This is a genomic window from Streptomyces sp. NPDC058964 (genome assembly GCF_042741275.1).
Classification (GTDB): Bacteria; Actinomycetota; Actinomycetes; order Streptomycetales; family Streptomycetaceae; genus Streptomyces.
The window spans coordinates 1-16,054 of the sequence record NZ_JBHYKH010000182.1 but is presented as its reverse complement, the minus strand read 5'-3'; the positions used below and the strand labels follow the sequence as shown (position 1 = coordinate 16,054).

The window sequence follows — 16,054 nt, the reverse complement described above, 5'->3', positions numbered from 1 at the left end:
TATCGCGCACTGTCGTGCCCCCCGCCCCGATGGGTGGCCTGCCCGCGGTCGGGGGCGCGGGGGCCGCCCGTGGGGTTGGCGGGCTGCGGGGGGGCTGGCTGGCGCGGCGCGGCACGACACGGCGTGTCCGTCCCGGTCACGGCACGGCTCGTGGCGGACCTGGAACGCCGCCACCGTACCGTCACGCCGTGAGCGTGCCCCGGCTCAGCGCTGCGACGACTCGTCGGCCGGGTACGTGGTGCGGCACCGTCGAGCAAGACCGAGGACGATGAGCAGCCGGGAGAACGGCGGACGCCCGCCGCCCCCGGGTGAGGGAGCGACGGGCGCCCGGTCAAGTCGCGGCGGGCCGAGGTGTGTTCGGCGTCAGACCGCCGAACCCGCCTTCCACTGGGCCCAGTCCATGTTCCAGCCGTTGAAGCCGTTGTCCGGGGCCACGGTCTTGTCACCGGTGTTCTTGACGACGACCACGTCACCGAGGATGGAGTTGTTGTACATCCACGCGGCGGGCGTGTTCGGGTCGTTCGCGCCCTTGGTGTCGGACAGGCCCACACAGCCGTGGCTGGTGTTGACGCTGCCGAAGATGGACTTCGCGCCCCAGTAGTTGCCGTGCAGGAAGGTGCCGGAGTTGGTCAGGCGGATGGCGTGGGGCACGTCCTTGATGTCGTACTCGCCCTTGCCGTCGTCGTCGGTGAAGCCCACGGTCGCGCCGTTCATGCGCGTCTCCTTGAACTTCTCGGACATCACCATGATGCCCTCGTACGTCTTGTTCTCGGGCGAACCGGCGGAGATCGGGATGGTCTTGACGACCTTGCCGTCCCGCGTGACCTTCAGCTGCTTGGTCTGCGCGTCGACGTAGGAGATCTGGTTGCGGCCGATGTGGAAGGTGACCGTCTTCTGCTGCACGCCGTAGACACCGGAGGCACCCTGGACGCCGTCGAGCGCGAGCTTCAGCGTGACGGTGGAGTTCTCCTTCCAGTACGTCTCCGGACGGAAGTCGATGCGGTTGGCGTTGAACCAGTGGCCCACGACCTCCTGACCGCTGCTGGAGGTGACCGTGATGCCCTTCTGGACGGCGGCCTTGTTGGTGATCGCCTTGTCGAAGTTGATCGACACGGGCATGCCGACGCCGACGGTGGAGCCGTCCTCCGGCGTGAAGTTGCCTATGAAGCTGTTGGCCGGGGAGACCGTGGTGAACGAGGCGTTCTCGTGGGCGACGCGGCCCTCGGAGTCCTTGGCCTCGGCGGCGACCTTGTAGTTGGTGGACCGCTCCAGCTGGGTGGTCGGCTTCCAGGTCTTCTTGTCGGCGGACAGCGTGCCGGTGACGGCCTTGCCGTCGGCGGTGGTCATGGCCACGCTCGTGAGTGTGCCCTTGCTGACCGTGACGGCGGCGGAGTTGTTGATGGAGGCGTTGTTCGAGCCGTCCTTGGGCGTGATCGTGATCTGGGCCTCGGAGGACTTCTTGGCGGCCGCCTCGTCCGCCTTGGCCTGCGAGGTGTCACCGCTGCCACTGCCGGAGGCCTTGTCGTCGCCGCCGGAACACGCCGTGAGCACCAGCACACCGCCGAGCAGTGCGGACGCGGCCATGAGGCCCTTGCGCCGCTTACTGTCCGTCATCACACGCTTCTCCATCGTTGCCGAGTCCACGAAACACCGAGAGTCCCCGTTGAGAATCTTCAACGCTACGGCCCGTGCGTCCCGTTCCGCATTCCCCGAATGTGTGGGGCACACCACGTTCGCCGGGGCGGGTGGTGCGGAAGTCGGCCGTGCGCCCTCCGAGACGACGAAACCCCGGACGGCGGTTGCCGGCCGGGGTCACGGAATCCCCGGGGAACTCAGCCGATGCCGTCCTCTTCCTCGTCGTCCGCGCCATCATCCTCGTCGAGGTCCCACTCGGGCGAATCCGGGTCGTACTCGATCCGCTCGCTGGACCAGGATGCCTGCTGGAGCTCCACCCCCGGCACCTCGCTGACCAGGTCGAACGGGTCCACGAGATAGGCGAGGGCCTCCGCGGTGTCCTCCGTCACAGCCACTTCGGCGTGCGTCCGCTCCTCTTCCGGCATCTCGGTGTCCCCGGCGAGGCGCTGCAGCGCCCGCTTCGTCACGGCGTTCGCGTCCTCGACCTCGAGGACCAGCTCCACCCGAAGGCGCACAAAACGTGATGTCTCTGGAGTGCTCATGCCCGGAGCGTACGGCTGAAACCTCCCGTGACTTTCCCGTGACCCGCGACTTTCACTAACATCGCCCCACACGGCCAATTCGCCAGCGTCACAAGGGGGATCGATATTCCGTGTCATCCGCTCGCCGCCCGCTGCTGACCGCCACCGCCGCGGGGACCCTCCTGGGTGCCCTGTGGTTCGTCCCGTCCGCCAACGCGTCACAGGAAGCCCCGGCGAGAGCGGAGACTTCGGCGACGCAGGTGACACAGCAGGCCCGGGCGGTTTCCGAGGCGACCGCGGAGACCGCGGCGGACGCGGCGGACGGCACACGGCTGGCCGACACGGGAAGCCCCGACACCACGCCGTATGTGGTCGGCGGCACGCTCTTCCTCGCCGTGGGTGCGGGCTTTGTGGTGTATTCGGTACGCCGCGAACGCATGGGTTTTTAAAAAACTTGACGTTTCTTTGAGCTACGTTTCATAGTCCGCTCATGAAGAGATCATCGGGCGTGCGGCTGTGCGCCACCGCCGCAGTGAGCGTGCTGTCGCTCGCCCTTGTCACGGGCTGTTCCGACGGGGGTTCCAAGAACTCCGCAGGCTCCGGAGGTTCCAAGGGGTCGGAACCGGCCGCGAAGGCGCTGAGCGCCGCGGAGTTGAAGAAGCTGATCATCGCCGAGGGCGAGGTGCCCGGCTACAAGGTCGGGCCCGTCGAGGGGGGCATCCCCGCCGACGACAAGGTCAAGGCGGACGACGCCAAGTGCGACCCGTTGCTCGATGCCCTGACCGGTGTCGCGCCCGGCGAACCGGCGGTGCACACCAGCCGCATGGCCACCGAGAACAAGAAGGACCCCACGGACGACGCCACGTCCCTGGACGACCTGGCCGACGGCAAGTTCGAGGACGCGCTCAAGAAGTCCATGGACCTGGACGTCACCGTGGTCACCCTGGCCTCGTACGACGGTGACGGCGCCGAGAAGGGCCTGCGGGCGGTCTCCGACGCGGTGAAGGCCTGCTCGGGCGGCTTCTCCGGCGTGCAGGACGGCGAGAAGGGGAAGTTCACCAAGGTCGCCGAGGAGAAGTCCTCCGGCACGGGTGACGAGTCGGTGGCCTTCACCGCGACCAACGACACCGGGGACGAGGGCCCCCTGCCGCTGCACGCGGAGGTCGTGCGGCACGGGAACACCCTCGCCACGTACTCCACCATCAACATCGGCGCGATGATGAACAAGAAGGCCTACACGGTGTCGGCCCCGGTCATCAAGGCCCAGGCGGCCAAGCTCAAGTGACGCAGGAGACGCAAGAGGGGCCCGTCCGAGGACAGGGCCCCTCTTCGTTCCGCGCCTACCGGAGCGGTCCGGTGACCTTCTCCGCGGCGGCGACGAGCCCGCCGCCCCGCACGAAGGCGTCGGCTGCCGCGAGGTCGGGCGCCAGGAACCGGTCCGGGCCGGGGCCCTCGACACCGGCCGCCCGTACGGCCTCGATGACCGCCTGCGACGCCGGAGCCGGGGTGAGGCCCTCGCGCAGCTCGATGGCGCGGGTGGCCGCGTACAGCTCGACGGCGATGATCCGGGTCAGGTTGTCGACCGCGGTGCGCAGTTTGCGCGCGGCCGACCAGCCCATGGACACATGGTCCTCCTGCATGGCGGAGGACGGGATCGAGTCCGCGGAGGCGGGTACGGCGAGCCGCTTCATCTCGCTGACCAGGGCGGCCTGGGTGTACTGGGCGATCATGAGCCCGGAGTCCACACCCGCGTCGTCCGCGAGGAACGGCGGCAGGCCGTGGCTGCGGTTCTTGTCGAGCAGCCGGTCGGTGCGGCGCTCGGCGATGGAGCCGAGGTCGGCGGCGGCGATGGCGAGGAAGTCGAGGACGTAGGCCACCGGAGCGCCATGGAAGTTGCCGTTGGACTCGACGCGGCCGTCGGGCAGGACGACCGGGTTGTCGACGGCGGAGGCCAGTTCGCGCTCGGCGACCAGACGGGCGTGCGCGAGGGTGTCGCGGCCGGCGCCGGCGACCTGCGGGGCGCAGCGCACGGAGTAGGCGTCCTGGACACGGGGCGCGTCGTCCTGGTGGTGGCCGGTGAGCTGGGAACCCTTGAGCACGGCCAGCATGTTGGCGGCGGAGGCGCCCTGGCCCGGGTGCGGGCGGATGGCGTGCAGCTCGGGAGCGAGCACCTTGTCCGTGCCGAGCAGCGCCTCCAGGCTGAGGGCGGCGGTGATGTCGGCGGACTTGTAGAGGGTGTCGAGGTCGTCGAGGGCCATGAACAGCATGCCGAGCATGCCGTCGGTGCCGTTGAGGAGGGCGAGGCCCTCCTTCTCGCGCAGTTCCACCGGGGTGATGCCGTGCTCGGCGAGCAGTTCCCCGGCCGGGCGGACGGTCCCGTCGGGTCCTTCGGCGTCGCCCTCGCCCATGAGCGTGAGCGCGCAGTGCGAGAGCGGGGCCAGGTCGCCGGAGCAGCCGAGCGAGCCGTACTCGTGCACGACCGGGGTGATTCCCGCGTTCAGCACGTCGGCCATGGTCTGGGCGACCTCGGGCCGCACGCCCGTGTGCCCGGAGCAGACGGTCTTGAGGCGCAGGAACTGCAGGGCCCGTACGACTTCCCGCTCGACGCGCGGCCCCATGCCGGCGGCGTGCGAGCGGACGATGTTGCGCTGCAGCTGGGCGCGCAGCTCCTGGCTGATGTGCCGGGTCGCCAGGGCACCGAAGCCGGTGCTGACGCCGTAGACCGGTTCCGGCTTGGCCGCCAGCGCGTCCACGATCTCCCGGGCCGCCGCGAGGGCCGCCACCGCCTCCGGGGAGAGCTCGACCCGGGCGCCGCCGCGCGCCACGGCGAGAACGTCGGACGCCGTGACACCGGACGTCCCCACCACCACAGTGTGCATATCCATATTCAGGAGCGTACGCATTGAATGCAGCGATGTCACTAGTGGGGAGCGGGACTGACCCTTACCTGTCTCACGTCACAGCGGACGCCCCCGGAAGCTGCGCCGTTCGGGCCGCTCGGGAGCCGGCGCGTCGGCCAGGCGCATCACCGGGTCGCCGGGACCCTCCCGGCCGGCCACGACCGGCCGGTCGGCACGGACCGCCTTGGCGCGGTACTGCGCGGCGTCGGCGAGGCGGAAGAGCCGGCGCGCGCAGCGGACCGGCCCGATGGCCTCCGCCGTGGAGGCGATCCCGCACGCGACCCCCTCGCCCAGCTCCAACTCCGCGGCACGGCGGCACAGTTCGTCCGCGGCCTTGACCACGTCGTCGGCGGGGGGACCGACCACGAGAAGGCAGAACTCGTCGCCGCCGAGGCGCGCCGCGAGGGCCCCCGGCAGCATCGCGCCGCACAGCGACAGCACGGAGCCGAAGCGCTCCAGGAGCCGGTCGCCGACGGCGTGCCCACGGGTGTCGTTGACGCGCTTGAGCCCGTTCAGGTCGCAGACGACCAGGCTCACCACGACACCCTCCCTGCGGTGCAGGTCGATGGCCTCGTCGAGACGCTCGTCCACCGCGCGCCGGTTGGCCAGGCCGGTGAGCGAGTCCGTGTACGCCAGGCGCCGGGCCTCCTCCAGCCGCTCGGTCTGCGCGAGCCCGGCGGCGACGACGGCGGCCAGCACGGTGGCGAAGTCGGCGTCGGCCCGGCCGAGGTCGGGGGCACCGGCCGGGCGGGCGACGTAGAGCTCGCCCCACGCGCGGCCGTGCAGGACGACCGGGGCGACCACGCAGGAGCCGCGGCCGCGACGGCGCAGGGCGGCGACGCGCTGGTGGAGGTAGCCGGGGCGGCCGGCGGCGAGTCCGTCGGCGGTCTCCACCCATGCGTTGGGCCCGCCGCCCCCGGCCCAGCGCTCGTGCAGGAACTCGGTGATCTCGGGGAACTGGTGCACGGGGTAGGCCTCGGCCTCCGGGAACTCCTCCTCGTCCGGGGTGCACTCCCCCACGTTCACGAGGACCCGTAGCCGCCCGAGGTCCCGCTCCCACACCGACAGCGCGGCGAAGCTCCCGTCCAGCGCGCGGCACGCGCCGAGCGCCGCGGCCCGCCAGGACTCCCGTTGGGTGCGCGCCGCCGCCATCCCCTGCGCCAGCGCCACGACGGCCCCGAACCGCTTGTCCTCACCCATCACTCCAGGTTAGGGACGTTTGGAATGAATCGGGAATTTGGTGCGGCGAACAGGTGGGGCGGCGGCCGTGGCGGGCCGGCCTCGGCGACCGCAGGCCCGGACTGCCGCCCCAGCGCCGGACGGGCGGGATTCCGCCGGGTCACTCTCCGGGCCACTCCGGCTTCCGCTTCTCGTTGAACGCGCGCACGCCCTCCGCCCGGTCGCCCGAGAACGCCACCGACCGCCAGGCCGCGTCCTCGACATCCAGCCCAGCCCTCAGGTCCAGCCCGTGCCCGAGCCGCATCGCCCGCTTCGCCGCACGCAGACCGACCGGGGAGTTCCCGGCGATCCGCTGGGCCAGCGCCAGCGCCTCGTCCCGGTCGCGCCCCTCGTCCACCAGCTGGTCCACCAGCCCGAGCCCCAGCGCCTCGGCCGCCTCCAGCCGCCGCGCCGTGAAGATCAGTTCGGCCGCTCGGGCCGCCCCGACCCGCCGGGGCAGCAGCTGGGTTCCGCCGCCGCCCGGAATCACCCCGACCGACACCTCGGGCAGCCCCACCACGGCCGTGCGGTCGGCCACGATGAGATCACAGGAGAGCGCGAGCTCGAAGCCGCCGCCCAGCGCGAAGCCGTGCACCGCGGCGACGGTCGGCATCGGCAGTTCCAGCACTCCGGTGTACGCGCCCCGCGTCACCGGCCGCTGCCGTACCAGATCCGCGTCGGTGAAGGAGTTCCGCTCCTTCAGGTCGGCCCCGACACAGAACGCCCGCTCGTGCGTGGAGGTCAGGACGACCACTCGCGCGTCCCGGTCGGCGGCGAGCGCGGCGCACGCCCCGCCGATGGACCGGGCCATCTCCGTGGAGACGGCGTTCATCGCCTTGGGCCGGTCCAGCACGAGCTCCGCGACGTGCCCGTGCCGTCGCACCAGCACGAACTCCCCGAACCGCTCCTCGCTCATGACACCCTCCGGTCGACGTGTTAACGCGGGTTAACCTTCTGCCGCCCCGATCATCGCAGCCGCGCCCGGCCGGGAAAAGAGCCGGCCCGGCTGTCCCCGTTCGGGTGACATTCCACCCGACTCCCGCCACACCGCCCTTGTGAGCGCATAGCGTGCGCTCCGCCACGGCGCATCGGGGGCGCGCAGCGGGGAGGGATGACAATGACGGACACCGACACAGCCCGTACCGGGACGACACCCGCCGAGGCGGCGGGCGCGTCTGCGGAAACGTTCGGAGCAGCGGATACGGCCGTCGCCGTGCCCCTCTCCGGGCGCGGCCGCCACCGCAGGCCCCGCCCGCGCAAGGCCCTGTTCGCCACCGGGGGACTCGCCCTGGCCGCCGGTGTCCTCACTCTCGTACGCATGGCACCCGAGTCCGGGGTCGGCGCGCCGGGCACCGCCGAGGCCGAGCCCCGGCCGGACCCGGGTGGCGGCGAGCGGTCCGCGGCGAACACGGCCGCGACCGCCGTGGGCGTGCCGACGGCACCGCCCTCGGCCACCTCCGTCATGGGCGGGGTGAGCGGCACGCCGGCCTCGTCCGCCGTCCCGTCCCGGCCGACGGACATCCCCACGACGATCCCGACCGCCGTCCCACGGACCACGCACGGCCCTGCGGGGCCCGGCACCGACGCGGGCCCGACGCCGGCCAGGACACCCTCCGCGCCGCCACCCGGCCCGACGCACACGCCGGCACCGGAGCCGAGCCGCTCCACGAGCGCGCCCGCGCCGGAGCCGAGCACGCCGGGGGGCCTGTGCATACCGGTGATCGGACTGTGCGTGGACCCGCTGGGAGCCTCACGTGGCCAGGGCCAGGGCCAGGGTGGACAGGGCCTGCTGCCCCAGGGCTAGGGTTCGCCGTCCCGGCGGGTGAGCAGCCACGGCTCGACGACACCGAGTCCACGGACCGGGCGCTGCCACATCGGCTGCAACGCGAAGCGGTACGTCGGCGGCTCCTCGCCCTCCTTCTCCGCCGCCGCGGCGGCCTCGGCCGCCTCCGCCTCCGAGGCGGGCGCCTCCCCGCTGCGGATCAGTTCCTCGGCGAAGGCGCTGTCGACGAGGACGGCGTCGCGCGGCGCTATCGACGTCAGCCGGGAGGCTAGGTTCACCGTCGTTCCGAACACATCGCCCATCCGGGTGGTCACCGTGCCGAAGGCCATGCCGACGCGCAGTTCCGGCATCGTCTCGTCGTTCGCCATCGTCTCGACCAGGCGCAGGGCGATGTCGGCGGCGATGCCCGCGTCGTCTGCTGCGTACAGCACCTCGTCGCCCAGGGTCTTGATGAGCCGGCCGCCGCGCGCGGCCACCAGGTCGGCGGCGGTGGTCTCGAAGGCCTCGACGAGCTCGCCGAGCTCCTCCTCCTCCATCCGGCGGGTCAGCCTGGTGAACCCGACGAGGTCGGCGAAGCCGACCGCCAGCCGCCGGTCGACCATCTCCTCGTCGTCGGCCCCCTGCACGACCCGGCCGGCCGAGGCGGCGAGCTGACGGCGCCAGACGTAGACCAGGAACTCCTCCAGCTCGGGCAGGAGCAGCTCGACGATCGGGTACGTCACCTCGGTGCGCGTCATGCCCGGCTCGGGCGGTTCGGTCAGGCCCTCCAGGAAGGAGTCGATCTGCCATTCGGCCAGACGGGCGGTGGTCTGCCCGGTGGACCGGGCCACCTGCACCGCCATCGCCTCGCTGAGCAGCCCCGCCTCGACGAGACCGGCGAGCCGGCGCAGGGCGAGGACGTCGGCCTCGGTGAGGGCCTTGGCCTGCCCGATGTCGGCGAAGCCCATGGCCCGCCAGAAGCGGGAGGCAAGTTCCATGGAGACTCCGGCGCTGCGCGCCGCCTGGAACGGGGTGTAGCGGCGCTCGGCGCCCAGGATGAGCGTCTCGAGACGCAGGGCGAGCGGATCCTCGCCGGAGTCGGCGTCGTGGGAGTCCTCCCGCTCGTGCGGAGCCGGGAGTGGGGGAGGGTCCACCGGGCCGTCCGCGCCCGCGCCGGAGCCCGTGTCGTCGACGGTCACGCCTGTTGCCCTTCCGATCTGCCGCGGTCACGTATCGACCGGCCTCAACTCTACGGCAGGTGTGCGCCAGCTCACTCCGTCAGGTGGGCCGACGGTGAAGGTGTTCGGTGCCGGTCCAGTTGCCCGTGCCGGTGCGGGCGCTCCCTGGGGGCTGGCGCCCCAGTTCCCCGCATCAACCCGAACCACCACGCCCTCAAACACCTGACAACTGAAACCGAACACCGGCAACTGAAACGACACCGCCGCCGGGCCATGACAATGGGGCGACGGCGTCGGCCCGGGTCACCACAGTCGCCCGAAGAAGCCGACCCGGTCACGTCGCTCAGCCGATGGTGCCGCCAGGAGCCACGACAGCCGGCCGTGTCACCAACCTGTCCGAACAGCGCACCTAGGCCGGCCGCAGGTGGACGATGTCGCCCGCGCCCACCGGCTCCTGTACTCCGTTCTCCGTGGCCAGGACCAGTCTTCCGTCGCCGTCGATCGCCACGGCCTCGCCGGTGATCGAGCGGTCGCCGGGCAGTTCCGCCCGTACGATGCGGCCCAGCGTGGCGCAGCCCGCCGCGTAGGTCTCCTGGAGGCCGCTGGCCGCGGGGTCGCCGCCGGTCGAGCGCCAGCGGCCGTACCAGTCCTCCAGGGAGCGCAGGACGGCCCGCAGCAGCGGGTCGCGGTCCGTGGTCGTCGCGCCGGCCAGCGCCAGCGAACCGGCCTGCGGCACCGGGAGCTCGTCCGCGCGGAGCGTGACGTTGATGCCGACGCCCACGACCACGCCGTCCTCGCCGGCCCGCTCCGCCAGGATCCCGCCGGTCTTGCGCTCCTCGTCACCCACGGTCACCAGCAGGTCGTTGGGCCACTTGAGTGACGTGTCCACCCCGGCCGCCCTCGCCAGGCCCGTCGCCACCGCCACGCCCGTGAGCAACGGCAGCCAGCCCCAGCGGGCCACCGGCACCTCGGCGGGATTGAGCAGCACCGAGAAGAAAAGACCGGAGCGGGGCGGCGCCGTCCAATGACGGTCCATGCGGCCGCGCCCTGCGGTCTGTTCCTCGGCGACGAGCACCGCGCCCTCGGCGGCCTTCCCCGCCGCGGCCCGGGCCACCAGGTCGCTGTTCGTGGAGCCGGTGCGCTGCACCACGTCGACCTCGGACCAGAGAGCGCCCTCCCGCACCAGCGCCCGTCGCAGCGCGGCCGTGTTGAGGGGTGGACGGTCCAGGTCGGACCACCGGTTGTCGTTCGCGTCTGAAGCATCTCGCGGCGTCATGCAAGCCACCCTAGGTGTGGTAAACGCCGCACTGCCGATTGATAGGCGCGCCACTACGCTACGGATGAGTAACCGTCCCCCCTTTTGAGCAGGCAGGGAGCCGCATCCCGATGTCCGAGCCGGAAGAGATCGACATTCACACGACCGCGGGCAAACTCGCGGATCTGCAGCGCCGTATCCAGGAAGCGACGCACGCCGGCTCGGAACGCGCCGTCGAGAAGCAGCACGCCAAGGGCAAGTTGACGGCCCGTGAGCGCATCGACCTGCTGCTTGACGAAGGGTCATTCGTCGAGCTGGACGAGTTCGCCCGGCACCGCTCCACCAACTTCGGTCTGGAGAAGAACCGCCCGTACGGAGACGGTGTAGTCACCGGCTACGGAACGGTCGACGGGCGCCCCGTGGCCGTGTTCTCACAGGACTTCACCGTCTTCGGCGGCGCGCTCGGCGAGGTGTACGGCCAGAAGATCGTCAAGGTCATGGACTTCGCCCTGAAGACCGGTTGCCCGGTCATCGGCATCAACGACTCCGGCGGCGCCCGGATCCAGGAGGGCGTGGCCTCGCTCGGCGCCTACGGCGAGATCTTCCGCCGCAACACCCACGCCTCCGGCGTCATCCCGCAGATCAGCCTCGTCGTGGGCCCCTGCGCGGGCGGCGCGGTCTACTCCCCGGCCATCACCGACTTCACGGTCATGGTCGACCAGACCTCGCACATGTTCATCACCGGCCCCGACGTCATCAAGACGGTCACCGGCGAGGACGTCGGCTTCGAGGAGCTGGGCGGCGCGCGGACCCACAACTCCGTCTCCGGCGTGGCGCACCACATGGCCGGTGACGAGAAGGACGCCATCGAGTACATCAAGCAGCTGCTGTCGTACCTGCCGTCCAACAACCTCACCGAGCCCCCGGCCTTCCCGGAGGAGGCCGACCTCACCGTCACCGACGAGGACCGCGAACTCGACACGCTGGTGCCGGACAGCGCGAACCAGCCGTACGACATCCACACGGTGCTCGAGCACGTCCTGGACGACGCCGAGTTCTTCGAGACGCAGCCGCTGTTCGCGCCGAACATCGTCACCGGCTTCGGACGGGTGGAGGGCCACCCCGTCGGGATCGTCGCCAACCAGCCGATGCAGTTCGCCGGCTGCCTGGACATCAAGGCGAGCGAGAAGGCCGCCCGCTTCGTGCGGACCTGCGACGCCTTCAACGTACCGGTGATCACCTTCGTCGACGTGCCGGGCTTCCTGCCCGGTGTCGGCCAGGAGCACGACGGCATCATCCGGCGCGGCGCCAAGCTGATCTACGCCTACGCGGAGGCCACGGTCCCGCTGATCACCGTGATCACCCGCAAGGCCTTCGGCGGCGCGTACGACGTCATGGGTTCCAAGCACCTGGGCGCCGACCTCAACCTGGCCTGGCCCACCGCCCAGATCGCGGTCATGGGCGCGCAGGGTGCCGTCAACATCCTGCACCGCAGGACCATCGCCGAGGCGGAGGACGTCGAGGCGACCCGCGCGCGGCTGATCCAGGAGTACGAGGACACCCTCCTCAACCCCTACATCGCGGCCGAACGCGGCTACATCGACTCGGTGATCATGCCGTCCGACACCCGCCGGCACATCGTCCGGGGTCTGCGTCAGCTGCGCACCAAGCGGGAATCCCTGCCTCCGAAGAAGCACGGAAACATCCCCCTCTAGGCCCCGCTGACCTTTGGAGCGGTCATGAACATCAAGGTCGTACGAGGCAACCCCACCCCGGAGGAGCTCGCCGCCGCCCTGGCGGTGGTCCGCGCCCGCGCCGCGGCGGCAGCGGCAACGCCGCCCGGCGCGCCCGGCCCGAGGGACTCCTGGTCGGATCCGGCCCGTATCGCGGCCCATCGCGTGCCGCAGCCGGGCCCGGCGTCCTGGAGCCGCACCTACTGGCCGGGCTAGGTCCTGTCCCCCAGGGGCGCGGGGCCGCGTCGATGTGCGGCTCCGCCGCCCGGGGCGCACGCCACTGCAGCGAGGGGGCCGATTTGAGTACTTGTACTCAGGCCCCCTCCCCCGCTCCAGCCCCACGCTGGTGACATGCTGTGGTCAGACCCGGAGAACGAGCCGCCGAAAGAACTGCGTGACATGCAGGAGATGCTGCGGCGGCTCGGCCTCCTGATGGCCCTGGCCATGGTGCTGGCGATGATCGTGATCGGTCTGAGGTGAGCGCGGCGGCGCCACGTGGCTAACCTGACCGCATGACTGCTTTGCCGCGCAGGCGACTCGTGCTCGCCTCCCAGTCCCCCGCCCGGCTCGGACTCCTCAGACAGGCCGGCCTCGACCCCGAGGTGATCGTCAGCGGCGTCGACGAGGACGCGATCAGCGCGCCCACACCCGCCGAGCTGGCGCTCGCCCTGGCCGAGGCGAAGGCCTCCGTGGTGGCGGCCCGGCCGGAGGTGCAGGGCGCCCTGGTGATCGGCTGCGACTCGGTGCTGGAGCTGGACGGCCAGGCGCTGGGCAAGCCCTCGGACGCCGAGGACGCCACCGCCCGCTGGAAGTCGATGCGCGGGCGCGCGGGGATCCTCCAGACGGGGCACTGTGTCTGGGACACGACGAACAAGCGGTACGTGTCCGGGACCGCGTCCACGGTCGTGCGGTTCGGCGAGCCGACGGACGAGGAGATCGCCGCCTACGTCGCCTCCGGAGAGCCGCTCTACGTCGCCGGGGCGTTCACCCTGGACGGCCGTTCGGCACCGTTCATCGAGGGCATCGACGGCGACCACGGCAACGTGATCGGCATCAGCCTGCCCCTCGTCCGGCGCCTGCTGGCCGAACTGGGCGTCGGCATCACGGAGTTGTGGGCGTCAGCCGAGTGACCGGGGCGGCCAGGGCGGGAACGTCGTCCTGGGGCTCCTCCGTGTCGCCCTTGCCCTTCGGCTCCCCCGCCGCGTCGCCCGACGGGGCCCCGGCGGCCGCCTCGGCCCGCTCCGGGGCGCTCTCGGCCTCCGGGGCGTCACCGGCCTCGGGGCCGCCGCCCGCAGCGGTCTCCGCCGCGCCGTCCTGGCCGTCGTACGTCATCAGGAGCAGCACGATCAGCCCCAGGACGACCACCATGAACAGGAACGCGGTCCAGCCCACCATCCCCCAGACGAGTGCGCCCAGCAGCGCGTGCACCACGGCCGCGCTGATGAGCAGGACACGCCCGAAGCCGGCCGGAGCGCGGTCGCGTATCGCCACGAGCACGGCGACCAGCGCGCACAGGGCGAAGTAGAGCCCGAAGACGATGCCTCCGAGCTTCGAGGACATCGACATCGTGTCCGGGTCGAGGCCCGCCAGCGACATGTCCTGGCGGTCGACGACCATCCCGAGGAACCAGTTCAGTGCCGCGATGCCGAGTCCCTCGGCCAACAGGACGACCGCCACGAGCCACGCCACCGGTCTGCGCACCACCGGTCCCACCCACTTTCGACCGCTGCCCGAGCCGGGCTGCTGTTACCTGAAGTACGTTCGAGACATCGCGAACGCTACTAACGGGTAAACCCGGGGACAAGGGTTCTGCCACGAGCAAAGAATCATTGGGCCATTCGTAGGGACTCGACAAAGAAACCGAGTGGGCCGCGGCACGCTCTCACAGAGACCTTGACCACACGGCCGGGCTAGGGTTTTCCGGAGGAGCCCTGCGTACCGAGGTGCGACAAGGGCTTTCGCGGGTCGAGCGAGCCTCGAATCACGCTCCGTGTGGGCAAGCTCACCATTGGGGACGGGTCGAAGTGCCGTGTCGGCAGTCCCTAAACTCGGCTTGTTTCAAGGAGGGAGCCTCAATCGTGCGCAAGGTGCTCATCGCCAACCGTGGCGAAATCGCTGTCCGCGTGGCCCGGGCCTGCCGGGACGCCGGGATCGCGAGCGTGGCCGTCTACGCCGACCCGGACCGGGACGCTCTGCATGTCCGCGCCGCGGATGAGGCGTTCGCCCTGGGCGGTGACACTCCGGCCACCAGTTACCTGGACATCGCGAAAGTCCTGAACGCCGCGCGGGAGTCCGGCGCGGACGCCATCCACCCCGGCTACGGCTTCCTGTCGGAGAACGCCGACTTCGCGCAGGCGGTGCTGGACGCGGGCCTGATCTGGATCGGTCCGCCCCCGCAGGCCATCCGCGACCTGGGTGACAAGGTGGCGGCCCGTCACATCGCGCAGCGCGCCGGCGCCCCGCTGGTGGCGGGTACGCCCGACCCGGTGAGCGGCGCCGAGGAGGTCGTCGCCTTCGCGGAGGAGCACGGGCTGCCGATCGCCATCAAGGCCGCGTTCGGTGGCGGTGGCCGTGGTCTGAAGGTGGCCCGGACCCTGGAAGAGGTGCCGGAGCTGTACGAGTCCGCGGTGCGCGAGGCGGTCGCCGCCTTCGGCCGTGGCGAATGCTTCGTCGAGCGCTACCTGGACAAGCCGCGTCACGTGGAGACGCAGTGCCTGGCCGACAGCCACGGCAACGTGGTCGTCGTCTCCACCCGTGACTGCTCGCTCCAGCGGCGCCACCAGAAGCTGGTCGAGGAGGCCCCGGCGCCGTTCCTGTCCGAGGCCCAGGTCGCCCAGCTGTACAGCGCCTCGAAGGCCATCCTCAAGGAGGCCGGCTACGTCGGCGCCGGCACGGTGGAGTTCCTCGTCGGCAACGACGGGACGATCTCCTTCCTGGAGGTCAACACGCGTCTGCAGGTCGAGCACCCGGTGACCGAGGAGGTCGCCGGCATCGACCTGGTGCGCGAGATGTTCCGCATCGCCGACGGCGAGGCGCTCGGCTACGGCGACCCGGTGCTGCGCGGTCACTCGTTCGAGTTCCGTATCAACGGCGAGGACCCGGGCCGCAACTTCCTCCCGGCGCCCGGCACGGTCACCCGGTTCGACCCGCCGACGGGCCCCGGTGTCCGCCTGGACGCGGGCGTGGAGTCCGGCTCGGTCATCGGTCCGGCCTGGGACTCGCTGCTGGCGAAGCTGATCGTCACCGGCCGCACCCGCAAGGAGGCCCTGGAGCGGGCCGCCCGTGCCCTGGAGGAGTTCCAGGTGGAGGGCATGGCCACGGCCATTCCGTTCCACCGCGCGGTGGTGAGGGACGCGGCGTTCGCGCCCGAGCTGGACGGCTCCTCGGAGCCCTTCAAGGTCCACACCCGCTGGATCGAGACCGAGTTCGTCAACGAGATCAAGCCCTTCGCCGCCCCTGCCGACGCCGAGACGGAGGAGGACACGAGCCGTGAGACGGTGGTCGTCGAGGTCGGCGGCAAGCGCCTCGAGGTCTCCCTGCCGGCGTCGCTCGGCATGACGCTGGCCCGTACGGGTCTGGCGGCGGGTGCCAAGCCGAAGCGCCGCGCGGCCAAGAAGTCGGGCCCCGTGGCCTCCGGCGACACCCTCGCGTCCCCGATGCAGGGCACGATCGTCAAGATCGCCGTCGAGGAGGGCCAGGAGGTCAAGGAGGGCGACCTGGTCGTCGTCCTCGAGGCGATGAAGATGGAGCAGCCGCTGAACGCGCACAAGGCCGGCACCATCAAGGGCCTGAGCGCCGAGGTCGGCGCGTCCATCACCTCCGGTGCTGCGATCTGCGAGATCAAGGACTGAT

At 71.3% G+C, this 16,054-nt stretch carries 16 protein-coding genes; 8 read left to right on the top strand and 8 right to left on the bottom strand.

The features are described from left to right. Positions 1-363: 363 nt before the first annotated feature. Entirely contained in the window at positions 364-1,614 is a 1,251-nt protein-coding gene (locus ACFW2E_RS22475; RefSeq protein ID WP_384468850.1) for an Ig-like domain-containing protein, read from the bottom strand. Positions 1,615-1,832: 218 nt separating this feature from the next. Continuing rightward, positions 1,833-2,177, bottom strand: coding sequence for a hypothetical protein (locus tag ACFW2E_RS22470; RefSeq protein ID WP_384468849.1), 345 nt, complete (start codon positions 2,175-2,177; stop codon positions 1,833-1,835). 110 nt (positions 2,178-2,287) lie between these two features. Between ACFW2E_RS22470 and ACFW2E_RS22465 the strand changes: the two genes are divergently transcribed. Continuing rightward, complete coding sequence (locus ACFW2E_RS22465; RefSeq protein WP_384468848.1) at positions 2,288-2,605, top strand: LAETG motif-containing sortase-dependent surface protein; 318 nt, start codon at positions 2,288-2,290, stop codon at positions 2,603-2,605. Positions 2,606-2,646: 41 nt separating this feature from the next. Continuing rightward, positions 2,647-3,441, top strand: coding sequence for a hypothetical protein (locus tag ACFW2E_RS22460; RefSeq protein WP_384468847.1), 795 nt, complete (start codon positions 2,647-2,649; stop codon positions 3,439-3,441). 55 nt (positions 3,442-3,496) lie between these two features. On the opposite strand, the gene hutH is transcribed toward ACFW2E_RS22460, so the two are convergent. The 3 genes from hutH to ACFW2E_RS22445 all read right to left on the bottom strand — a co-directional run bounded on the left by hutH (position 3,497) and on the right by ACFW2E_RS22445 (position 7,190). Continuing rightward, positions 3,497-5,035, bottom strand: coding sequence for a histidine ammonia-lyase (hutH, locus tag ACFW2E_RS22455; protein WP_384468851.1), 1,539 nt, complete (start codon positions 5,033-5,035; stop codon positions 3,497-3,499). A 78-nt stretch (positions 5,036-5,113) separates the two neighbouring features. Beyond that, positions 5,114-6,256 (bottom strand): diguanylate cyclase domain-containing protein, encoded by a 1,143-nt coding sequence (locus tag ACFW2E_RS22450; protein ID WP_384468846.1) that lies wholly within the window; start codon positions 6,254-6,256, stop codon positions 5,114-5,116. Positions 6,257-6,395: 139 nt separating this feature from the next. Next, the gene (locus tag ACFW2E_RS22445) at positions 6,396-7,190 is read right to left on the bottom strand and encodes an enoyl-CoA hydratase/isomerase family protein (RefSeq protein WP_384468845.1); all 795 of its coding nucleotides are present in this window, start codon (positions 7,188-7,190) and stop codon (positions 6,396-6,398) included. Positions 7,191-7,391: 201 nt separating this feature from the next. Between ACFW2E_RS22445 and ACFW2E_RS22440 the strand changes: the two genes are divergently transcribed. Continuing rightward, entirely contained in the window at positions 7,392-8,078 is a 687-nt protein-coding gene (locus ACFW2E_RS22440; protein WP_384468844.1) for a hypothetical protein, read from the top strand. On the opposite strand, the gene ACFW2E_RS22435 is transcribed toward ACFW2E_RS22440, so the two are convergent. After that, positions 8,075-9,235 (bottom strand): adenylate/guanylate cyclase domain-containing protein, encoded by a 1,161-nt coding sequence (locus ACFW2E_RS22435; RefSeq protein WP_384468843.1) that lies wholly within the window; start codon positions 9,233-9,235, stop codon positions 8,075-8,077. The two genes, ACFW2E_RS22440 and ACFW2E_RS22435, sit on opposite strands and share 4 nt — an antisense overlap. Before the next feature lie 388 nt (positions 9,236-9,623). Then, the gene (locus ACFW2E_RS22430; protein ID WP_384468842.1) at positions 9,624-10,490 is read right to left on the bottom strand and encodes a biotin--[acetyl-CoA-carboxylase] ligase; all 867 of its coding nucleotides are present in this window, start codon (positions 10,488-10,490) and stop codon (positions 9,624-9,626) included. A 110-nt stretch (positions 10,491-10,600) separates the two neighbouring features. On the opposite strand from ACFW2E_RS22430, the gene ACFW2E_RS22425 reads away from it, so the two are divergent. From ACFW2E_RS22425 to ACFW2E_RS22410, 4 genes are all read left to right on the top strand, one after another. Continuing rightward, positions 10,601-12,184: an acyl-CoA carboxylase subunit beta gene (locus ACFW2E_RS22425; RefSeq protein ID WP_384468841.1), complete on the top strand. Its 1,584-nt coding sequence runs from the start codon at positions 10,601-10,603 to the stop codon at positions 12,182-12,184. 24 nt (positions 12,185-12,208) lie between these two features. After that, positions 12,209-12,418: an acyl-CoA carboxylase epsilon subunit gene (locus tag ACFW2E_RS22420; RefSeq protein WP_384468840.1), complete on the top strand. Its 210-nt coding sequence runs from the start codon at positions 12,209-12,211 to the stop codon at positions 12,416-12,418. Positions 12,419-12,553: 135 nt separating this feature from the next. Further along, positions 12,554-12,682 (top strand): morphogenic membrane protein MmpB, encoded by a 129-nt coding sequence (mmpB, locus tag ACFW2E_RS22415; RefSeq protein WP_361217770.1) that lies wholly within the window; start codon positions 12,554-12,556, stop codon positions 12,680-12,682. 32 nt (positions 12,683-12,714) lie between these two features. Next, complete coding sequence (locus ACFW2E_RS22410) at positions 12,715-13,332, top strand: Maf family protein (protein ID WP_384468839.1); 618 nt, start codon at positions 12,715-12,717, stop codon at positions 13,330-13,332. Here ACFW2E_RS22410 and ACFW2E_RS22405 read toward each other — a convergent pair. After that, on the bottom strand, positions 13,304-13,906 hold the full coding sequence (locus tag ACFW2E_RS22405) for a hypothetical protein (protein WP_384468838.1): 603 nt from the start codon (positions 13,904-13,906) through the stop codon (positions 13,304-13,306). The two genes, ACFW2E_RS22410 and ACFW2E_RS22405, sit on opposite strands and share 29 nt — an antisense overlap. Positions 13,907-14,280: 374 nt before the next feature. Here ACFW2E_RS22405 and ACFW2E_RS22400 point away from each other — a divergent pair, with 374 nt between their 5' ends. Beyond that, the gene (locus ACFW2E_RS22400) at positions 14,281-16,053 is read left to right on the top strand and encodes an acetyl/propionyl/methylcrotonyl-CoA carboxylase subunit alpha (RefSeq protein ID WP_384468837.1); all 1,773 of its coding nucleotides are present in this window, start codon (positions 14,281-14,283) and stop codon (positions 16,051-16,053) included. Position 16,054: the final 1 nt, after the last annotated feature.